18 protein-coding genes are annotated in these 20,293 nt (G+C 75.5%); 9 read left to right on the top strand and 9 right to left on the bottom strand.

The features are described 5' to 3' along the window. The 6 genes from QL983_RS02460 to QL983_RS02435 all read right to left on the bottom strand — a co-directional run bounded on the left by QL983_RS02460 (position 1) and on the right by QL983_RS02435 (position 5,894). Positions 1–666: an SDR family oxidoreductase gene (locus QL983_RS02460; RefSeq protein ID WP_036314501.1), complete on the bottom strand. Its 666-nt coding sequence runs from the start codon at positions 664–666 to the stop codon at positions 1–3. 98 nt (positions 667–764) lie between these two features. Beyond that, positions 765–1,820 (bottom strand): siderophore-interacting protein, encoded by a 1,056-nt coding sequence (locus tag QL983_RS02455; RefSeq protein WP_036314499.1) that lies wholly within the window; start codon positions 1,818–1,820, stop codon positions 765–767. After that, on the bottom strand, positions 1,817–2,686 hold the full coding sequence (locus QL983_RS02450) for an ABC transporter ATP-binding protein (protein WP_036314497.1): 870 nt from the start codon (positions 2,684–2,686) through the stop codon (positions 1,817–1,819). Before QL983_RS02450 ends, QL983_RS02455 begins: the two co-directional genes overlap by 4 nt. Next, on the bottom strand, positions 2,683–3,753 hold the full coding sequence (locus QL983_RS02445; protein ID WP_036314495.1) for an iron chelate uptake ABC transporter family permease subunit: 1,071 nt from the start codon (positions 3,751–3,753) through the stop codon (positions 2,683–2,685). Before QL983_RS02445 ends, QL983_RS02450 begins: the two co-directional genes overlap by 4 nt. Continuing rightward, a complete protein-coding gene (locus tag QL983_RS02440) occupies positions 3,750–4,808 on the bottom strand; it encodes an iron chelate uptake ABC transporter family permease subunit (RefSeq protein ID WP_036314493.1) in 1,059 nt (352 codons plus the stop codon). Before QL983_RS02440 ends, QL983_RS02445 begins: the two co-directional genes overlap by 4 nt. A 9-nt stretch (positions 4,809–4,817) precedes the next feature. Then, positions 4,818–5,894: an ABC transporter substrate-binding protein gene (locus QL983_RS02435; RefSeq protein ID WP_036314491.1), complete on the bottom strand. Its 1,077-nt coding sequence runs from the start codon at positions 5,892–5,894 to the stop codon at positions 4,818–4,820. A gap of 202 nt (positions 5,895–6,096) precedes the next feature. On the opposite strand from QL983_RS02435, the gene QL983_RS02430 reads away from it, so the two are divergent. The 4 genes from QL983_RS02430 (at position 6,097) to QL983_RS02415 (ending at position 10,102) form a co-directional block, all read left to right on the top strand. After that, a complete protein-coding gene (locus tag QL983_RS02430; protein ID WP_036314489.1) occupies positions 6,097–6,840 on the top strand; it encodes a ubiquinone/menaquinone biosynthesis methyltransferase in 744 nt (247 codons plus the stop codon). 334 nt (positions 6,841–7,174) lie between these two features. Beyond that, entirely contained in the window at positions 7,175–7,903 is a 729-nt protein-coding gene (locus tag QL983_RS02425) for a response regulator transcription factor (protein WP_036314541.1), read from the top strand. 94 nt (positions 7,904–7,997) lie between these two features. Further along, entirely contained in the window at positions 7,998–9,575 is a 1,578-nt protein-coding gene (locus QL983_RS02420; protein ID WP_223247485.1) for a HAMP domain-containing sensor histidine kinase, read from the top strand. A gap of 140 nt (positions 9,576–9,715) precedes the next feature. Further along, a complete protein-coding gene (locus QL983_RS02415; protein ID WP_036314487.1) occupies positions 9,716–10,102 on the top strand; it encodes a WGxxGxxG family protein in 387 nt (128 codons plus the stop codon). A 94-nt stretch (positions 10,103–10,196) separates the two neighbouring features. Here QL983_RS02415 and QL983_RS02410 read toward each other — a convergent pair whose 3' ends face one another. Next, entirely contained in the window at positions 10,197–11,120 is a 924-nt protein-coding gene (locus QL983_RS02410) for an ArgP/LysG family DNA-binding transcriptional regulator (RefSeq protein WP_080695864.1), read from the bottom strand. Between the two features lie 69 nt (positions 11,121–11,189). Between QL983_RS02410 and QL983_RS02405 the strand changes: the two genes are divergently transcribed. From QL983_RS02405 to QL983_RS02385, 5 genes are all read left to right on the top strand, one after another. Further along, positions 11,190–12,020, top strand: a complete 831-nt coding sequence (locus QL983_RS02405) for a LysE family transporter (RefSeq protein ID WP_223247484.1) — start codon at positions 11,190–11,192, stop codon at positions 12,018–12,020. Positions 12,021–12,045: 25 nt separating this feature from the next. Beyond that, positions 12,046–12,516, top strand: a complete 471-nt coding sequence (locus tag QL983_RS02400; RefSeq protein WP_036314485.1) for an NUDIX domain-containing protein — start codon at positions 12,046–12,048, stop codon at positions 12,514–12,516. 58 nt (positions 12,517–12,574) lie between these two features. Continuing rightward, positions 12,575–14,458 (top strand): ABC transporter ATP-binding protein, encoded by a 1,884-nt coding sequence (locus QL983_RS02395; RefSeq protein ID WP_036314483.1) that lies wholly within the window; start codon positions 12,575–12,577, stop codon positions 14,456–14,458. Positions 14,459–14,636: 178 nt separating this feature from the next. Beyond that, positions 14,637–15,632: a hypothetical protein gene (locus QL983_RS02390; protein ID WP_036314481.1), complete on the top strand. Its 996-nt coding sequence runs from the start codon at positions 14,637–14,639 to the stop codon at positions 15,630–15,632. Positions 15,633–15,750: 118 nt separating this feature from the next. Continuing rightward, complete coding sequence (locus QL983_RS02385) at positions 15,751–16,761, top strand: bile acid:sodium symporter family protein (RefSeq protein ID WP_036314479.1); 1,011 nt, start codon at positions 15,751–15,753, stop codon at positions 16,759–16,761. Positions 16,762–16,960: 199 nt separating this feature from the next. On the opposite strand, the gene QL983_RS02380 is transcribed toward QL983_RS02385, so the two are convergent. Together QL983_RS02380 and QL983_RS02375 are read right to left on the bottom strand one after the other, a co-directional pair. Then, positions 16,961–19,495, bottom strand: coding sequence for an ABC transporter permease (locus QL983_RS02380; protein WP_036314478.1), 2,535 nt, complete (start codon positions 19,493–19,495; stop codon positions 16,961–16,963). Between the two features lie 2 nt (positions 19,496–19,497). Continuing rightward, positions 19,498–20,293, bottom strand: a 796-nt coding sequence (locus QL983_RS02375; protein WP_290151160.1) for an ABC transporter ATP-binding protein, incomplete at its 5' end; no start/stop codon positions are given.

The following is a 20,293-nucleotide window of genomic DNA, read 5'->3' as shown; positions in this document are numbered from 1 at the left end:
TCAGTCGCCGCGGACGGCCTCGGCCACGGGCACGTCGCCGTCCACGAAGTCGATCTTCCGGCCCACCGTGCCCGGTTCGTTGAGCACGGCCACGATCGCTCGGGCGACGTTGCCGCGGCTGGCCCCACGCTGCGGGGCATCGGAGTCGGAGAGATCCGGGTCCACGGTGATGCGGCCGGACGGCTCCTCATCGGTCAGGGTGCCGGGACCGAGGATGGTCCAGGCCAGCCCGGAGTCCCGCAGCGCCTCGTCCGCCTCGGCCTTGGCCTGCGCGTAGGCGTAGAAGGGGTCGTCCTCGGGCACGTCGTGGTGCAGGGACGCGCCGAGGTAGGACACCATCACGTAGCGCCGCACGCCCGCGGCCTCGGCGGCGCGCATGCTGGCGACGGCGGCGTCGTGGTCCACGGCCCGGGTGCGCTGGGCGTCCCCGCCGCCCGCGCCCGCGGAGAACACGACGTTGTCCGCGTCGCGCAGCGCGTGGAGCAGCTCCTCCTGGTCCGCCTTCTCGATGTCCAGGACGAGCGGTTCGGCGCCGGCGGCGCGGACGTCCTCGGCGTGGTCGGGGTTGCGGATGATCGAGACGACGTCGTGGCCGGCCTCCGCCAGCAGGGGTGCGGCGAGGAGGGCCACCTTGCCGTGGCCGCCGATGATCACGGTGCGGGTCATGGGGATCTCTCCTTCGGTTCGATCGGGTGCTGGACTTCCACAGTAGGGAGAGCCCGACGCCGGTGCGAGGGTGGAGCGGCGCTCCACCACCCCACTCCTCAGCTCTCCGCCTGGCCCTGCCGCCAGTAGCCCATGAAGGAGACGTGCTTCTTCGGCACGCCGCCGGGGCCCACGCTGAGCCGGCGCAGGGCGCGCACCATCGCGGACTCCCCGGCGAGGAACACGTAGGCCTCGGGCCGTTCGTCGGCCTCGAGGGCGGCGACGGTCCACTCGCGCTCGACGGAGGCCGCGGGCGGCGCGACCGGCCCGCCGGCGTCGTCGGGGTCCACGCCCAGCAGGGCGGCGAGGCGGGCGTGCGCCCAGGACCCCGACGGCGCCCCCGGCGCCCGGCGGCCCACGTGCAGGCGCACGCGGCCCCGGTCCGTCAGCTCCGTCACGGCCCGCCAGTCCCACGGCTCGGGGACGGCCAGGCGCTCGGCGATGAGGTCGGCGGCCTGCCCGTCGTGGGGCAGCTCGAGCACGAGGTCCGCCTCGCCGTCGAACCCGCCGAACGGGTCCGCGAGCTCCTCCGCCACGGACACCAGGGCGGGGACGGCGGTCTCGTCGCCCACGGCCAGCACACGGTGCGCCCCCGTCTGCCGCCAGCCGGACCACGCCGGCGCCTCCGCCGAGGGCACCAGCACGTTCACCGCGTCCCCCGCCTGGACGGCGCGCGCCCAGCGCAGGCCCGGCCCCTGATGCGGGTCGGCGGGGTCGTCCGGGTCGCCGTGCAGCACCACGTCCACGGTCAGCGAGGGCACCTGCCGCCCGTCGAGCCGCACGAGCCCGGCCGAGCGCACCGTGTACGTGCGCATCCAGCCGCGCTCCTCCTCGGGGATGGCCAGGAACCCGGCCCGGAACCCGGCGGACAGGTCCGGGTCCGCCGATGTCCCGCCCGGTGGGGGGATCAGCAGCTTCACGTAGGCGTCCCGGCGCGGCCGCGCGCCCCGGTACAGGGCGTGCAGGTCGGCGACGCCGGGCGGCAGCAGTCCCAGCAGGTCCCCGCTGGCGGCCTCCAGGTCCGGCCCCGCCAGCACGATCCGCCGCAATCCGCGGCACGGCTGCTCCACGGACACCACGCGCGTGTGCGCCACGATCATGCCGTCGGCGCTCATCGGCGGTCCCCGTCCCCGCGCGGCAGCACCACGGGGTGGCCCAGCAGCGGGTCGGCCACCACGTCCGCGTCCAGGCCGAACACCTCGGCCAGCACCTCCGGCACGATCACCTCGCCCGGCGTGCCCTGCGCCACCACCCGGCCCGCGGCCATCGCCACGATGTGGTCCGCGCTGCGCGCCGCCAGGTTCAGCTCGTGCAGCACCGCGACGACGGTCGCCCGGCCCCCGCCGCGCGGGTCCGGGAGCGCGCGCACCAGGTCCAGCACCTCCACCTGATGGCTGAGGTCGAGGTAGCTCGTGGGCTCGTCGAGGAGCACCACCGGGGTCTGCTGGGCGAGCACGAGGGCGAGCCACGCCCGCTGCCGCTGCCCGCCGGAGAGCGTGCCGGCCTCGCGGTCGGCGAGCTCCACGAGGTCGGTGCGCTCGAGCGCCGAGGCGATCGCGGCGTCGTCGCCGGCGGCCCGGCCGCCCAGGAGCCCGCGGTGCGGGTGACGGCCGCGCGCCACGAGCTGCGCCACCGTCATGCCCTCGGGCGCCACGGGATGCTGGGGCAGCAGCGCCACGGTGCGGGCGTAGTCGCGCGCGGACACGCGGGCGGCGTCCCGGCCGAGCACCTCGATGCTCCCGGCGCGCGGGGCGAGCTGGCGGGTCAGGCCGCGCAGCAGCGTGGACTTGCCGCAGCCGTTGGCGCCGATGATCGCGGTGACGCGCCCGGCGGGCACGTCCAGGTCGAGGTCCTCGACGATCGGCGGTGCCGAGGCCGGGCCGTAGCCGAGCGTCAGGCCGCGCAGGCGGATCGCGACGTCGTCGGCGGCCCCGGCGCGCGGTGCGGCGGGGGACGGGACGGTGAGCGGGGGAGCGGTCATGCGGGGCGCACGCCTCCTGGGGTCCGGCCCTGGCGCAGCAGCAGCCAGAGCATGAGCGGGGCGCCGGCGGCGCCGGTGAGCACACCGGTGGGCAGGGCGGCGCCGGTGAGCAGGGGGACGGCCTCGCCGGCCACGAGGTCCGCGAGCAGCACGAGCGCGGCGCCCGTGAGCGCCGCCGCGGGCAGGGAGGGCAGGCCGCGGGTGAGCCCGCGCGCCACCGGGGTGGCCAGCAGCGCGACGAACGCCAGCGGCCCCACGACGGCGGTCGCCACGGCGGCCAGCACTGCGCCGAGCCCCAGCGCCGCGGCCGAGGTGGGGCGCGCTCGGGCGCCGAGGGCGTGTGCGAGGTCCGGGCCGACGTCGGCCGGGGCCAGCTGCGTGTGGAGCGCCCCCGCCAGCGGCAGGGCGGCCGCGAGCACGCCCGCGAGCAGCGCAATGCGGCCCCACGTGACGCCGTTGAGCGAGCCGGCGATCCAGACGGTGGCCGACTGCAGGTCGTGCTGGGCCAGCGAGAGCATCGCCCCGGCCACCACGGCCTGGCCCGCCGCCGCCACCGCGATGCCGGCCACCACGAACCGTTCGCCCCCCACGGAGCGGGCCGTGGCGAACACGGCGGCCACCGCCACAAGGCCGCCGATCAGTGCCGTGGCGGCGCGCATCAGGTCCGATCCTCCGCCGGTCTGCCCGGCGGTCGCCAGCATCCCCAGCACGACCGCCGCCGCGGCGCCCTGGGTGACGCCCAGGATGTCCGGCGAGGCCAGGGGGTTGCGCAGCGTGCGCCGGTAGAGCGCGCCGGCCGCGCCCAGGGCGGCGCCGGTGAGCACTGCGGCCACGGCGCGGGGCAGCTTCTCCTCCAGCACGATGAAGCTCGCTCCCGGGATCGTCTCCCCGCCCAGGATCCGCACGAGGTCCGGGACGGTCACCTGGTACGTGCCCCACACCACGCGCAGCAGGGCGAGGACCAGCACGGCCACGGCGAGGCCCGCGCAGGCCCGTCCGAGGCGGCGCCGGTCGGAGCGGCGCAGGCGGGCGACGACGTCGTCCGGGGCGGTGTGCTGGAGGTTCATGCGGCCACCCCCGGGCGGCGCAGCAGCGCCAGCAGCACGGGCACGCCGAGCAGGACGGTGGTCACCCCGAGGTGGATCTCCCCGGGCGCCACGACGAGCCGCCCGGCGAGGTCCGCGAGGATCACGAGGACGGCGCCCCACAGGGCGCAGCCGGCCATCAGGGCTCGCGTGCTCGGCGGCCGCAGACGGCGCAGCGCGTGGGGCACGAGCAGCCCCACGAACCCGACCGGCCCGGCCAGCGCCACCGCCGCGGCCGTGAGCAGCACGACCGCGCCCAGCAGCACCGCGCGCACCCGCTCCGGGCGCCCGCCCAGACCGTGCGCGAGGTCGTCGCCGAGGGCGAGGGCGTCGAGCCCGGGGGCCACGGCGACGGCGGCGAGCAGCCCGACGGCGATCACGGGCGCCAGGGCGAGCGCCTCGCCGAGGTCGGCGCGGGCCACCGTGCCCACGGCCCAGAAGCGCAGTCGGTCCTGGACCGTGGGGGAGAGCACGAGCAGCGCCGTGGTGCCGGCGGTGGCGCCGGCGGTGATCGCGGCGCCGGCCAGCACGAGCGCCATGGGGGAGGGGGCGCCGGGTGTCGTCCGGCCCCTCCGCGTGGCGGCCGCCGCCACCGCGTAGCCGAGCGCCGCCGCGACCAGCGTCCCGACGGCGGCCAGCGCCAGCACCCCGAACGTGGAGCCGGCGACGCCGAGCGCCATGCCCGCCGCCACGGCCAGCCCCGCGCCGGCGGAGAGCCCGAGCAGCCCCGGGTCGCCGAGCGGGTTGCGGGTGGCCCCCTGCAGGGCGGCGCCGGCCACGGCCAGCGCCGCCCCCACCAGCGCCCCCGTCACCACGCGGGGCACGCGGGAGGCCACGGCCGCCGCCTCGATGCCCTCCGGCACGGGGTGCCCGGTGAGGACCGCGCCCAGGGTGTCGAGCGCCGTCGTCGCCGGCACGGTGCGCGCGCCGAGGGCGACGCCGGCCACGAGCGCCGCCAGCAGCAGCGCCGCGGGCAGGGCGCCCATCAGCACGCCCGCGCGGACGCGGGCCGGGGAGGCCAGGGCCGTGGACGGCATGGGGAGGGATCAGCCCTGCGCGGTCTTCGCGGCCTCGGCGATCGGCGGGACGACCTTCTCGAGCGCGAACGGGATGGACAGCGGGGAGATCGCGGAGACGGAGAGGACCTCCTGCTCGTCCGTCTGCAGGACGAGGGCGCCGGCCTTCACGGCCGGGATCGAGCCCAGCAGGGGGTCGGACTCGATGGCCTCGCGGACCGAGTCCTGGGCGGCCCAGGAGACGAACACGTCCGACTCCAGCTCGTCCGCGCGCTCGGGCGACCACGTGAAGAAGAACGCCTGGTCCTCCGGGGAGTTCTCCGTCACCACCGGCGCCTGCTCCATGCCGAGCAGCTCGAGGAACTTCGGGCGGTTGTCCACGTCCGTGTAGATGCTGATCTGGTCCGCGGCGGCGGGGTCGATGGTGCCGTAGACGAAGGACGCGCCCTGGAGGCCCGCGTGCTTCTCGCCGGCGTCCTTGATCTGCTGCTCGAGGTCCGCGATGAGCTCCTCCGCCTCCTGCTCCTTGCCGAGCACGCGGCCGATGACCTCCGTGGACTGCTGCCACGAGGTGCCGTAGGCGGGGACGTCCTTCGGGTAGGCCACTGTGGGGGCGATCTTCGAGAGGCGGTCGTAGTCCTCCTGCGTGATGCCGGAGTAGACGGCGAGGATGACGTCCGGCTTCACGGCGGCGATCGCCTCGGCGTCGATGCCGGAGGCCTCGGACCACTGCACGGGCTTCTGGGCGCCCTCGGTCTCGGCGAGCTTCGCGTCGAACCAGTCGGTGGACTTCTCCGCGTTCCCGCCGAACTCCACGGCGGCCACGCCCACCGGCACCACCCCGAGGGCGAGGGCCACGTCCTGGTTCACCCAGGACACGGTGGCCACGCGGGCCGGGCGCTGCGGGATCTCGGTGGTGCCGTAGACGTGCTCGATGCTGCGCGGGAACGCGGCGTCCCCGCCCGCGGCGTCTGACGACGACGCACCGGCCGACGAGGACGAGGCCGAGCCTCCGGCCGGGCCGGTGGAGCACGCGGCGAGCAGGAGGGTGAGCCCGACTCCCCCGCTGGCGAGGAGGGAGCGGCGGGACAGGGGGGACGGTGCCATGGTGGTGGCCTTTCACGGTCGCGACGCGCGGGCGCCGGGCGGAGGGGGTCGGGTCTGCGGTCGGAGGATGCGTCGGCCCTGCCGGGCCGGTATTAGCAAACACCGACGTGAGGTAACTCTGGAAGATTAGGGCAACCTAACTCCCCTGTGCAATCCCGGTGAGGGGCGTCGTCGGGGGAGGTGGGCGGGATACGGTGGCCTGGTGAGCCAGAACCCCCTCCCCGCCCCGCGCGGCGACGCGCAGCGCGGCGCCGCCGACCACCACGACCGGGTCTCCGCGATGTTCGACGCCATCGCCGGCCGCTACGACCTGATGAACGCCGTCATGACATGGGGTCAGGAGCCGCGCCTGGTGCGCCGCACGGTGGCGCGGGCCAACATCCCCGCGCAGGCCCGCGTGCTCGACCTGGCCACCGGCACCGGGGACCTCGCGTTCGAGGTGCTCAAGCAGCACCCCGACGCGCAGGTGGTGGGCGCCGACATCGCCGCCGAGATGATGGAGGTCGGCCGTGCCCGCGCGGGCGGGGACCGCATCGAGTGGGTCGTCGCGGACGCCACGGACCTGCCGTTCGAGGCCGGCTCGTTCGACGCCGTGACCCACGGCTACCTGCTGCGCAACGTCGCGGACATCCCGGCGACCCTCGCCGAGCAGTTCCGTGTGCTGCGCCCGGGCGGCTGGGTCGCGGCCCTCGAGACGTCGCCGGCGCCGGACAACGTGCTCAAGCCCTTCTCCTCCTTCTACATCCACCGGGTGATGCCACAGCTGGCGAAGCTGATCGCCGACCGGCCGGAGGCCTACGCGTACCTGTCCTCCTCGACGAAGGCGTTCCACACGCCGGACGAGGTCGCGGACCTCTTCGCCGAGGCCGGCTTCGTGAACATCGGGCACGAGACCCACATGTTCGGCACCCTGGCCACGCACTGGGCCATGAAGCCGGTCGACTGACGCGGGCCACGCGGCGCGGCGTCAGCACAGGGCGGCCCCGGTGGCGCCGCCGGATGCGTCAGGGCTGTGACGAGTCACGCTGATGTCCGCAATCCGAGAAGACTCTGGGCCGACCCGGCTGATCCGCGTAGCATGGGGCTCCGTCGAGGGGGGATCCGCGCACCCCCCGGCCTCCGGTCGCCGCCCGTCCGCCATCCCCCGGAACGGCGTCGCCCCTCCGTCGCGAGGCGCTCGTCCCCCGCAGCCCGCGACGTCCGCGTGGGCACCGTGAACCGTCTCTTGAACGTAGAGGAACCTTGTGAGCCCCATCCAGAGCACCACCGGCCCGTCATCCATGGCGGAGCTGAAGAAGGTCCTGCCCGAGCTCTCGCACCCGGACGGCGCGCCGGTGCGGGTGCTCGTCGTGGACGACGAGCCGATGATCGCCGACCTGCTCTCCATGGGCTTCACCCTCTGCGGCTGGGAGGTGATCGTGGCCCACGACGGCGCGACCGCCGCCGAGCTGGGCACCGCCGGCCGTCCGGACCTGGCGATCCTGGACGTCATGCTGCCGGACATGGACGGCCTGGACGTCCTGGATCGCCTGCGCGCCCACTGGTCGGAGATGCCCGCCATGTTCCTCACCGCCAAGGACGCGACCGAGGACCGCGTGGCGGGCCTGGCCGCCGGCAGCGACGACTACGTGACCAAGCCCTTCTCCATGGAGGAGGTGCTCATCCGCGCGCACCGGCTCGTGCAGCGCTCCGGCGTGGTCTCGGGCGGCTCCGAGGTGCTCGTGGTCGGCGACCTGGTGATGAACACCCGCACCCACGAGGTGACCCGCGGCGGCGACGAGATCGAGCTGACGGCCACGCAGTACAACCTGCTGAAGTTCCTCATGGCCAACGTCCGCACGGTGCTCTCCAAGGAGCGCATCCTGCAGGACGTCTGGGGCTACGACTTCGGCGGCCGCGCGAACATCGTCGAGCTGTACATCTCCTACCTGCGGAAGAAGATCGACGCGGACCGGGATCCCATGATCCACACCATCCGCGGCGCCGGGTATGTCATCCGGCCTGCCTGAGACCGCCGCGGTCCCGTCGGGGCACGGCAGCACCCGCCGCAGGCGGCCCACGTCGCTGGCCCGACGCATCGGCGCCGGCGTCCTTCTGATCCTGATGGCCACCATCCTGGCCTACTCGTTCTACGCGGCCGGCATCACGAAGGCCCTGCTGACCGAATCCGCCTCCCGGGACGCCTCCGAAGCATGGATCCGCGCCTCGGAGCAGCTGACGGCCCCCTCGCCGGGCGGAGGGGGCGACGGCGGCCCGGGGCAGGGGGACCTCCGCGTGCCGGGCACCCTCGGCCAGCCCGAGGGCACGGTGGTCGCGCTCGTCCCGCTCTCCGGTCTGGAGGAGCATCAGCAGGACGCCCTCATCGGGCACCGGGTCGGTGACGCCGGGGAGTCCGTGCCGCTCACGGCGCGGGAGGCCCACGACCTTCTGCACGCCCTCCGGGACCGGCCGGGCGGGCCGATGCTGGACGCCGTCGTCGGCGACGTCTCCTATCGCGTCCAGGCCCAGACCCTGACCGCGCCGGGCCCCTGGGTGGCCGCGGACCAGGTGCTCGTGGTGGGGGCGCCGACGGGCGCCATGTCCGACGTCACACGGCAGGCGCTGCTCGCGGTCGCCGTCGGACTGTCCGTCACCGTCCTCACCACCGCGATCCTGGTGACCCTGTGGCTGCGTCGGGGACTGGCCCCGCTGCGCGAGGTCGCCGCCGTCGCCGAGCGGGTCGCCCAGGTGGACATGGCCCGCGCCGGGCTCGATCCGGAGGACTCACGCATGCCGCCTCGGCTCCTGCAGGGGCCGGACGAGGTGGCCGTCGTCGCCCAGGCGCTCGAACGGTTCACCGGCTCGGTCGAGGCGGCCCTGGAGCAGCGCCGCGTGCAGGAGCAGCAGATGCGCCGGTTCATGGCGGACGCCTCCCACGAGCTGCGCACGCCGCTCGCCTCGGTGCGCGGCTACGCCGAGATGATCGCGATGACGGAGGAGCTCTCCGCGGCCGGCCGGCGGTCGCTCGACCGGGTGCTGTTCCAGGCCGACCGGATGGCCGCCCTCGTGGACGACATGCTCCTGCTCGAACGGCTCGAGTCCGTCTCGCGCGGCCGGGCCATGGGCCTGGAGCCCTCCGAGGAGGTGGCGCTGGCCGAACGGGTGGATCTGTCCGAGGTGGTCCTCGAGGGGGTGATGGACGCCCGCGCGGCGTGGCCGGACCACACGTGGGTGGTGGACCTGCCCGAGGGGGTGGAGCCGGGCACCCAGCGGTCCGTCACCGGTGACCGGTCGCAGCTGGCCCGCGTGGTCGGCAACCTGCTCTCCAACGCGGCCAAGCACACCCCCGTCGGGACCACCGTCACGGCCTCCGTGCGGCAGGACCAGCCCCGGCCCGGCTTCATGCTCGTCAGCGTCCACGACGACGGCGGCGGCATCCCGGCCGACCGACACGCCACCCTCTTCCACCGCTTCGTCCGCGGCCCCGGGAAGGGCCGGACGGGCCCCCCGGGCACGGAGCCGTCCACGGGTCTGGGTCTGGCCATCGTGCGCTCGATCGCGCGCAGCCACGGCGGGGACGTGACCGTGGCGTCCGAGGGCGGGTGGACGCGTTTCGACGTCGTCGTGCCCTGCACCCCGGGGCGCGCCGGGCCGGGGGCTGCGGGCTCCTGCTGCGGCTCCGCCCGGGCCGGCCGGCCCTGACCCCGGGACGGCAACCGTTGACGTATCCCCACCCCCCTATGCGTACGGTGCCTGTGTATGACCGACAGGGTCGTCCGGGACTTCCGGCCGATCCACCCCGACGCCGGTCGGCGCAGGCCGCCGGTGAGAGGAGCACGATCATGACTGACATCCGCCGAACCGCCACTGCCCTGACCCTCGCCGCCGCCGTCGTCACCGGCCTCGGTGCCCCCGCCGCCGTCGCGCAGACCACGGCCCCGGCCACCGAGGCCGCCACGACGGCACCGGCCTCCGAGTCGCCCGCCCCCCAGGAGGAGGAGAAGGACGACAACGGCAACTGGGGCCTGTGGGGCCTGGCCGGCCTGCTGGGCCTGGCGGGCCTGGCCGGCCGCCGCAAGCGTGAGGTGCACGCCGAGCCCGTGCGCCGCGACCACCACGTGGGCGGCGCGCACCGCGACCATGACGTGCACCGCGTGGACGACCGCGCCGGCGACGTGCGCGCCGAGGGCGCGGACACCCGCCGCCCGGGCACCGGCGACGCCCGCTGACCCGACCCCGGCCGCCCCGAGCGGCCCGTGACCGCGACCCCCGCCCCTCCGGCGGGGGTCGCGGCGCGTCCGGGGCGGGTCTCGAATGCGCCCGTCAGTCCGCGGTGTCCCCCGCCGAGGGCGCGGCGCGCAGCACCGCGTCCGTGAGGCGGTCCAGGGCCGCGGTCCCGGCCGTCCAGCGCTGCCAGTGCAGGTGCACGTCGGCCGCGCCGAGGGCCGGGATCGGCTCGAGATCGGGGTGCCGGCCCTCGAGCACGCCCGGCGGGATCTGCACCGAGGGGAGCATGCCCCACCCCAGCCCGAGCTCCACTGCCCGCAGATACGCGTGCACGGACGGCACCAGGTGGGTCGGCGGGTCGGCCACGGGCCGGCCGCGGGTGACGCGGCGCAGCACCGTGTGCTGCAGGCCGTCGCGGGGGCCGTAGTCCACGATCGGCAGCGTGCCGAAGTCGACCCGGCCCCGCGCGTCGCGGTGCAGCTCCAGCAGGAAGGACGCGCACACCGCGTGATAGCGCATCGTGCCCAGCGGGGTGGAGGTGCACCCGGCCACGGGCGTGGGGTCGTCCGTCACGGCGGCCACGACCGCGCCGTCCCGCAGCAGGACGGCGGTGTGCTCCTGGTCCTCGGACTGCATCTGCAGGACGACGTCGTCCCACGTCGCCGCCTCGCGCAGCACGGGCTCCCACCACGTGTCGAGGGAGTCCGCGTTGAGGGCCACGCGCAGCGGCACGCGGCCGCCGTCGCCCCGGCCGAGCGCGGCGAGCGTCTCGTCCTCGAGCACGAGGGTCTGCCGGGCGAGACGGAGCATGCGCTCTCCGGCCGCGGTCGGCCGGACGGGGACGGTGCGGGCCAGGAGCACCTGGCCCACCTGCCGCTCCAGGGCCTTGATCCGCTGCGAGAAGGCCGAGCCGGAGATCCGCAGGGAGTCCGCGGCGGCGTCGAAGGTGCCGTGGTCGACGGCCGCGACGAGGGCGCGCAGGTGGTCGGAGTTCATGCGGTCCAGGGTAGGGGTGGCCATGAAGGATGTCTTCAGATCCTGAAGAAAATCGCGATGGCACGGACGTGGGGCGACTCCTATCCTCGCTCGGTGACCATCTTCGCCACCGGATTCCTGACCTACCTCGCCCTCATCGTCGCCATCGGCGCGCAGACCCTGTTCCTGCTGCGCCAGATCGTCCGACGCGACCGCGTGTGGACCGTCCTGACCGTGTGCTTCGTGGCCGATGTGGCGCTGCTCGTGCTCGGCGCCGGCGGCGTGGGCGTGGTGGCCGAACGCTGGCCGTGGCTCGTGCCCGCGCTGACCGTGGCCGGCGTGGTCTACCTCCTCGCGTTCGCCGTGGGCGCGCTGCGCTCCGCCTGGCGCGGGGACCGGACCCTCACGACCGCGGCCGCGGACGCCGCGGGGACCGGGCACGGGCCCGACCGCATCGACCTCGCGGTCCTCACCGGCGAGCTGCCCCTGATCGACCCGGCGACCGGCCGCCTGGCCGAGCGCGAGCCGGCCGGGGCCGGCGTCGGGCAGCACGACGACGGCGCGCCCGGCGTGGGCGCTCCCTCGGGCGGCGGGTCGGTGGCGGCGCGGCAGCGCGTGCAGCCGCGCCGCGTGGCGCTGGACCGCCCGCAGACGCCGCTGCCGCGGATCATCCTGCTGGCGCTGTCCGTCTCCCTGGTGAACCCGCACGCCATCCTCGACACGGTGGTGATGATGGGCACCTTCGCGCAGACGTTCGGGGCGGCGAAGTGGACGTACGTGGGCGGCGCGGTGGCGGCCTCGCTCGTGTGGTTCACCGCGCTCGGCTGGGGCGGCACGAAGCTCGCCCCGTCCATGGACTCGGCGCGGACGTGGCGGATCGTGGACGCCGTGGTGGGCGTGCTCATGCTGGGAATCGCCGTGAAGGTGGGGCTCACGCTCCTCTGAGCCGCCCGGGGAGGATGATGGGGGCATGAGTCCTTCCCCCTCCGACTCCTCCCGCACGCCGACCGTCGCGGCCGGGGAGGTCATCCGCGTCTCCGCCGTCGTGCTGGCCCGCCCGGACCGCCGCGTGCTGACCGTCCGCAAGGCCGGCACCGCCATGTTCATGTTCCCCGGCGGCAAGCACGTGCCCGGCGAGGCCCCCGTGGACACCGCCGTCCGCGAGGTGGCCGAGGAGACCGGGCTGCGCCTGCGCCCGGACGAGCTGACCCGCCTCGGCGCGTGGGACACCGCCGCCGCCAACGAGCCCGGCGCCGCCCTGCACTCGGAGGTGTTCGCGCTGTGGCGGCCCGTCGCCCGGCACGAGGTCCCCGAGCCGACGGACGAGATCGTCGAGCTGCACTGGATGGACCCCGCCGCCCCGGCCGCACCGGGCGGGCACGGCGTGGCCCCGCTGCTGCACCCCGTGCTGGCCGCCGTCGCGGCAGCGCCCCCGTTCTGACCTCCAGGCGGGCCGACCGGCCCGCGCTGATGTCCGCACCGGCCACTAGCCTGGCCCGGTGACGTCGCTGCTCCGCATCCTGCGCTTCGCGCCCCAGCTCCACCGCCTCTACCTCGGCATCGCCGTCAGCTCCGTGCTGGCCGCGGTGCTGGCCCTGGCCACCCCGTTCCTGATCGGTGCGGCCACGGACCGGATCGTCGCCGCCGTCGCGGGGGAGACCGACGTGGCCGAGGCCGTCACCGCGGTGACCTGGCTGGCGGTCGCGTTCCTCGCCGTCGAGGTGGCGACCACCCTGGTGGTGAGCGTGGGCGGCTACTGGGGCGACGTGATGGCCGCGCGCATGCGCACCATTCTCTCCACGCGGTACTTCGAGCAGCTGCTGCACCTGCCCCAGCGGTACTTCGACACCGCGATCACCGGGCGGGTCGTCAACCGGTTGAACCGCACCATCAACGAGATCACCCAGTTTCTGCAGTTCTTCGCGAACAACGCGTTCACCATGCTCGTCACCACCGCCGCGATGCTCGTGATCACGGCGTTCTACTGGTGGCCGCTGGCGATCCTGCTGGCCGTCGTCTTCCCCGTGTACATGTGGCTCACCGCGCGGACGTCCGCGAAGTGGCAGGTGTGGGAGGGGGAGAAGAACACGGAGGTGGACGTCGCCTCGGGGCGGTTCGCCGAGGTGGTCTCCCAGATGTCCGTGGTGCGGGCCTACAACCGGCAGGACCACGAGCTCACCGGGTTCCGCGACCGGTTCCTGCGGACCGTGGAGATCACCCGGCAGCAGTCCCGGTTCTGGCACGGCATGGACGCCGGGCGCCGGCTCGCCCTGAACGTGGCCTTCGGCGCGATGTACCTGATCGTGTTCGTCCGCACCGCGCAGGGCCTGTTCTCCGTGGGCGACATGGTGATCCTCCTGCAGCTGATGAACATGGCCCGGCAGCCGATCTTCTCCATGAGCTTCCTCGTGGACTCCGCCCAGCGCGCCGTCGCCGGGTCGAAGGACTACTTCGAGGTGCTCGCCGAGGAGCGCGAGCGGGCCGGCGGGGCGGCGCTCGCGGCGGCGAGCGCGAGTGCGGAGTCGGCGGGTGCGGACGCACCGCGCGTGCCGGCGGAGCCGCGGGCCGACGTCGTGCCGGGTGCGCCGGACGTCCCCGCGGACGTGCCGGCCGTGCGCTTCGACGAGGTCTCCTTCGCCTACGACGCCGACGCCTCCCGCCCCGTGCTGGACCGCGTGTCCTTCGACATCCCGCGGGGTGCCAGGGTGGCGCTCGTGGGCGAGTCGGGCGGCGGGAAGTCGACCATCGCGCACCTGCTGCTGGGGCTGTACCCGGTGACGAGCGGACGCATCGAGGTGTTCGGACAGGACGTCGCCGGGCTGGACCTGGCCGTGCTGCGCGGGCGGATCGCCACCGTGTTCCAGGAGCCGAGCCTGTTCTCCGGGACGGTGCGCGAGAACATCGCCTACGCGGACCCCGACGCCTCCGACGAGCGCGTCCGGGCCGCCGCCGAGGCCGCGTACGCGCACCGGTTCGTGGAGGCGTTCGACGACGGCTACGAGCAGGTGATCGGCGAGCGCGGGCTGCGGCTGTCCGGCGGGCAGAAGCAGCGGATCGCGGTGGCGCGGGCCGTGCTGAAGGACGCGCCGATCCTCGTGCTGGACGAGGCCACCTCCGCGCTGGACACGAAGTCCGAACGGCTCGTGCAGGCGGCCCTCGAGGAGCTGATGGTGGGGCGGTCGAGCCTGATCGTGGCGCACCGGCTGAGCACGATCGCGTCCGTGGACCGGATCGTCACGCTGCGCGGCGGGCAGGTGCAGGAGATCGGGACCCCGGCCGAGCTGGCCGAGTCCGGCGGGATCTACGCGCAGCTGCTCGAGCTGCAGAGGGCCGGCACCCAGGAGGCCCGGAAGATGCTGAAGGAGTACGGGCTGAGCGGGTGATCCCGGAATCTTCTGCGGATCCGACCCTTCCGAGCGCTGCGCGGCGGCCCAGAAGGGTCAGATGTGCAACGGATTCCCAGCGCGCGGCAGGACGTCCACGACGACGTCGGCCCGACGCCTCCGCAGGGCCTGTGGACAACCGGGCCCGCCGACGTCGGGAGCGAGCAGGATCGGGGCCATGCGCGTGCCCGGACCCTTCCCCGCCCACCTCCAGGACGCCCCGTTCACGCGGGCGCAGGCGCTGGCCGCCGGGGTGTCCGGGTCGCGGCTGCGCAGCCGGGACGTCGAACGCGTCGCGCACGGCCACTACCGCTGGATCGGCCCCGTCACCGGGGCGACGCCGCCCGCGCGTCCCCTCGCCACCGAGCTGTCCCGGCTGCAGGACCTGGCGGCGATGCGTCCCGACGTCGTGGTGACCGGAGAGTCCGTGGCCCGGCTGCTGGGCTGGCCCCTCCCGGACGACGTGAAGGCCCGGGTGCGTCCTACCGTCCTGCGGTCCCGCACCCGCCGGGTGCTGCGGGAGCCCGGCGTGCGCACCCGGCTCGTGGACCTAGACCGCGTCCTCGTGCGGAGGGACCGGCTGCACGGGCTGCGATGGACCTCGCACGCCGACACCTGGTTCCACCTGGCCACCGTCCTGGACCGAGACGCGCTCGTGGCGGTCGGAGATCGGCTGGCACGGGAGGACGAACGGCGGGGGAAGGTCGCGCTGGCCACCCGCCGGGAGCTCGGCGCCGCGCTCGAGCGGCACACCGGCGAGGCCGGGATCGTGCGGGCGCGGGAGGCGCTCGCGCTCGTGCGCACCGGTTCCGACTCCCCGGCCGAGACCGAACTGCGCCTGGCGCTGATGGCCGCGGGGCTGCCCGAGCCGGACCTGCAGATCGAGCTCTGGGACCCGGACTACTCGCTGTGGCACCCCGCCAGCGCGGACCTCGGCTACCGGCGGTGGCGGATCGCGATCCACTACGAGGGCAAGACCCACGACGGCGCCGCGCAGGTCGGCAAGGACACCCGCCGGGACGCGGTGTTCCTGCGTCAGGGCTGGCTCAACATCCGGGTGGCGGGGACGGACCGGTGGCGGGGATTCGTCGAGACGGCGGGGCTGGTGCGGGCCGCGATCGCGGAGCGTGGCGGTCTCGACGCCGGTGGCGCGGAGGATCGTCTGCGGAACTGACCCTTCTGGGGCGGGAGCGGACGTCCAGAAGGGTCAGGGGCGCAGAAGATTCCGGAAGGCCGACGACGGCGCCGCGTCACGCGACGACGCACCGCGGCCCCGCTCTTACCATGACGGGATGACCGCACCGGATCCCGCCCCCACCGACGCCCGCCGCGCGGAAGACCGCTCCGCGCGCATCGCCGTCACCGTCTTCCCGCTGCTGGTGCTCGCCGCCGCGCTCGTGGGCTTCCTCGCCCCGACCGCCGCGAAGACGCTGCTGCCCCAGGTGAACCTGTTCCTCGGGATCATCATGTTCGGCATGGGCCTGACGCTGACCCTTCCGGACTTCGGCCTCGTCGCCCGCCGGCCGCTGCCCGTGCTGCTGGGCGTGGTGGCGCAGTACGCGATCATGCCGCTGCTGGGGCTCGGCGTCGCCGTCGTGCTCCAGCTGCCGCCCGAGCTCGCGGCGGGCGTGATCCTCGTGGGCTCGACCCCGGGCGGCACGTCCTCGAACGTGGTCAGCTATCTCGCCCGCGCCGACACAGCCCTCTCCGTGGCCATGACCTCCGTGTCCACGCTCCTGGCTCCGCTACTCACGCCGCTGCTCACCCTGTGGCTGGCCGGCCAGTACATGGCCGTCGACGGCGGCGCCATGGCCAAGTCCATCGTGAACATCGTGCTCCTGCCGGTCCTGGGCGGACTCGTCGTGCGCCTGCTGCTGCGCCGCGTCGTCGACCGCGTGCTGCCCGCCCTGCCGTGGGTCTCGGTGGTGTTCATCGCGCTGGTGGTGGCCGCCGTCGTCGGCAACAGCGCCTCCCGCGTGCTGTCGGCGGGCCTGCTGGTGTTCGCAGCGGTGGTGCTGCACAACGGGCTCGGCTACCTGCTCGGCTACGGCGCGGCGAAGCTGTTCCGGCTGCCCACGCCCGTGGCGCGCACGGTCTCGATCGAGGTCGGCATGCAGAACTCGGGCCTGGCCGCGGGCCTCGCCGCGCAGTACATCTCGCCGGCGGCGGCCCTGCCGGGCGCCGTGTTCTCGATCTGGCATAACCTCTCCGGGGCCGTGCTCGCGATGGCCTACCGCCGTTCCGACGGCCGCAGGGCCGCGGGCGCCCCCGGCTCGGCCCCGGCGAATCGTCTGCGGAACTGACCCCTCCGAGGCGGGATCGGACCCCCAGAAGGGTCAGTTCTGCAGACGATTCCGGACGGTCGACGACGACGCCGGCCGCCGGGCAGCGCGCGAGTGAGGGCCGTGGCGCGGCCCGCTCACACCGCGGCCCGCCCGCTCACACCGCGGCCAGGCCCGCTCACACCGCGGCCAGGCCCGCTCACACCGCGGCCAGGCCCGCTCACACCGCGGCCAGGCCCGCCACGGGGCTCAGCCGGGCCGCCCGACGCGCGGGCAGCAGCGACGCCGCCAGGCCGGCCAGCGCCGCCACGGCCACCACCAGCACGAGCTCGAGCCACGGCACGGCCGGGCGCACCGCGGTCCCGGCGCCCGCGGTCGCGGAGAGGTCGGCGAGGACCAGCTGCGCCCCCGCCCAGCCGTAGAACACCCCGAGGGCGCAGCCCAGCACGGCGGCCACGGCGGCGATCAGCACGGCCTCGATCGCGATCGTCCCGCGCAGTCCGCCTCGCGTCAGGCCGAGGGCCCGCAGCAGCGCGTTCTCGCGCGTCCGTTCGATCACGGACAGGCTCAACGTGTTCGCCACCCCGATCAGCGCGATCAGCACGGACACCGCCAGCAGCGCCACCACGATCCCGAGCATCGCGTCGATGATCCGGGCGTAGAGCGCGCGCTCGCCGGCCCCGCCGTCGATCACGGCCGCCCCGGTGCCCGCGGCCCGGGTCACGTCCTCGCTCAGGCCCTGCAGGCGGTCGACGGGGACACCGGGGTCGAGCGCGACGAGCAGCTGGCCCGGCACGGCGGCGCCCGCGGCCCCGTCCCACCCGGCCTCGCGCAGCGGCTCGGCCGCCACGTACACGCCGGAGCTCAGCGAGCCCGCGCGCACCGGGACGAACGTCCGCTCGGCCCCCGCCACCTGCCCGCGGACCTGATCCGTGTCGACCCAGTCGGGCACGAGCGCCGTGCCGGGGTCGCCGAGGCCGGTCACGCCCTCGGGCAGGCGCGCGACGACGGCGCGCAGGTCCGCGGCCGGCGTCGCCAGCACGGGGGACCCGTCCTCCGTGGCGCCCACCGAGGTGGCCAGGGCCACCGCCTGCACGTCCGCCGTCGCGGCGACGGCCTCGGCCGCACGGGCCGGGTCCGCGTCGGCGGGCAGCTGCACCACGAGGTCCACCGGGTAGGCGGTGTCCAGGGCGAGGGCCGTCTGCTCCTGGGCGGTGCGCCCGCCGGTGAGGAACAGCGCCACGAGGGTGGTGCCCACGAGCAGGGCCGCGGCGGTGGCGGCGGTCCGGGACCGGTGGCGCACCGCGTTCAGCCCGGCCAGGCGACCGGGGACGCCGGCCGGACGGGCCAGCACCGCCGCCCCCCGCACCGCGGCGGGCACGAACAGCCGCGCCAGCAGCAGCACGCCCACGAAGGACAGCGCGCCGCCGCCGATCGCCGAGACCGGCTCCCTGACCGACACGCCCCCCAGCATGAGCGCGGTGCCACCGACGGCCAGCGCCAGTCCGATCGCCGTGCGGACCCGGCCGCCGCGCGATGCGGCGGTCACCTCGTCCCTGGGCCGCAGGGCCTTGAGCGGGGCGACGCGCGTCGCGGCCACCGCGGGGGCCAGCGCGGCCACGACCGTCACCGCCACGCCCACGGCCACCGAGACGGCGAGCCCTGCCGGGTGCAGCCCGAACGTGAGGAACGGCAGGTCCAGCATCGCGCGGGCGGCCGCGGCCACGCCGGCCACGATCGCCACGGCGAGCCCGGCGCCCAGCACGGAGCCCACCACGCCCACGACGGCGGCCTCGGTCAGCACGGACGCCCGCACCTGGGCCGTCGTCGAGCCGATGGTGCGCAGCAGCGCGAGGTCACGGGTGCGCTGGGCCACGAGCACCTGGAAGGTGTTCGCAATGACCAGCGCGGTCACCAGCAGGGCCAGCGCCGCGAAGCCGCCGAGCACCCAGCCCAGCAGGTCGGTGCCGCCGCTCAGCTGCGTCACCACCGAGCGCACGGCCTCGTCCGGGGCCGCGACGTCGACGTCCACCCCGGCCGCGGCGGCCTCGGCGCGGGCGGCCTCGGCGACGGCGGGGACGTCAGCCCCGTCGGCCAGGCGCAGCAGCAGGTGGGGGGTGAACCCGGCCTCCCCGTCCTGGCCCTGCACCGCGGTCAGCGCCGCGGGCGAGGCCCACACCTGCGCCTGCCCGGAGAGCATCGGGTCCGGGGAGGGCTGGGTCAGGCCCGTGACCACCGCGTCGACCGGCGTGGTGGTCGAGTCGGGCCCGGACTCGCTCGCCAGCGCGACGACGTCGCCCACGGCCACCCCGTGCCGGTCCGCGGTCTGCGCGTCGAGGGTGACGCCGCGGGCGTCGTCGGCGGCGGGCAGGGCGCCGGCGGTCACGGTCAGGCCCGCCAGGGCCGGGTCGCGGGGCAGGGGCATCACCGCGGCGCCGAACTCGGCGTCCGCGGCGCGGGCCGCCGCCCACGCCATCCGCAGGGCGTACGCCTCCTCGACGCCGTCCAGGCGGGCCAGCGGGCCGGGCTCGGCGGAGGTGCCGGCGAGGTCGGAGACGTCCTCGGACCCGCCCGGCAGGACCACGAGGTCGGCGCCGGCGTAGGTGCTGCCGAGCGTGGCGCGCAGGGTGGCCTGCGCCGTCGAGGAGACGAGGAAGGAGGCCGCGAGGAACAGGGTGCCGATCAGGATGGCCAGCACCAGGGAGACGTAGCGGCGCGGCTGGGTGCGCAGCTGGGAGAGGGCGACGGTCCACATGGTCAGCGCACCCCGCCCTCGGCCGGGGCGGACAGGGCGGTCAGGGCCGCGGTGACGGACTCGACCGTGGGGTCCACGAGCTCGCCGGCCAGCCGGCCGTCCGCGAGCAGCACGACGCGGTCGGCGGCGGAGGCCGCCACGGGGTCGTGGGTGACCATGATGACGGTCTGGCCCATCTCCCGCGCGGACCGGCGCAGCAGGCCGAGCACCTCGGCGGAGGTGGCGGTGTCCAGGTTGCCGGTGGGCTCATCCCCGAACACGACGTCCGGTCGGGTGAGCAGGGCGCGGGCCACGGCGACGCGCTGCTGCTGGCCGCCCGAGAGCTCGTGCGGCCGGTGGCCCAGCCGGTCTGCGAGGCCCAGGGTGCGGGTGATCTCGTCCAGCCAGGCGCGGTCCGGGGTGCGGCCGGCCAGCTCGAGCGGCAGCACGATGTTCTGTTCGGCCGTGAGCGTGGGCACGAGGTTGAAGGCCTGGAACACGAAGCCCACGCGGTCGCGACGCAGCCGGGTCAGGGCGGTGTCGTCCAGCCCGGTGATCTCGGTGCCGCCGATCCTCACGGAGCCCGAGGTCGGCGCGTCCAGCCCGGCCAGGCAGTGCATGAGCGTCGACTTGCCCGAGCCCGAGGGCCCCATGATCGCGGTGAACGCGCCCGAGGCGAAGTCCACGTCCACCCCGCGCAGGGCGTGCACCTGCGCGTCACCGCGCCCGTAGGCGCGGGTGAGGCCGCGGGCGCAGACGGCGGGCGCCGTCGTCGTGGTGGCGGACGACGACGGCGTGCCCGGCCCCGGCGCGACGGGG

Origin of the sequence: Micrococcus sp. APC 4021, assembly GCF_030407635.1 — a bacterium.
GTDB lineage: Bacteria > Actinomycetota > Actinomycetes > Actinomycetales > Micrococcaceae > Micrococcus > Micrococcus luteus.
The sequence above is the reverse complement of the archived record's forward strand: the minus strand, read 5'-3'. Positions and strand labels throughout refer to the sequence as shown.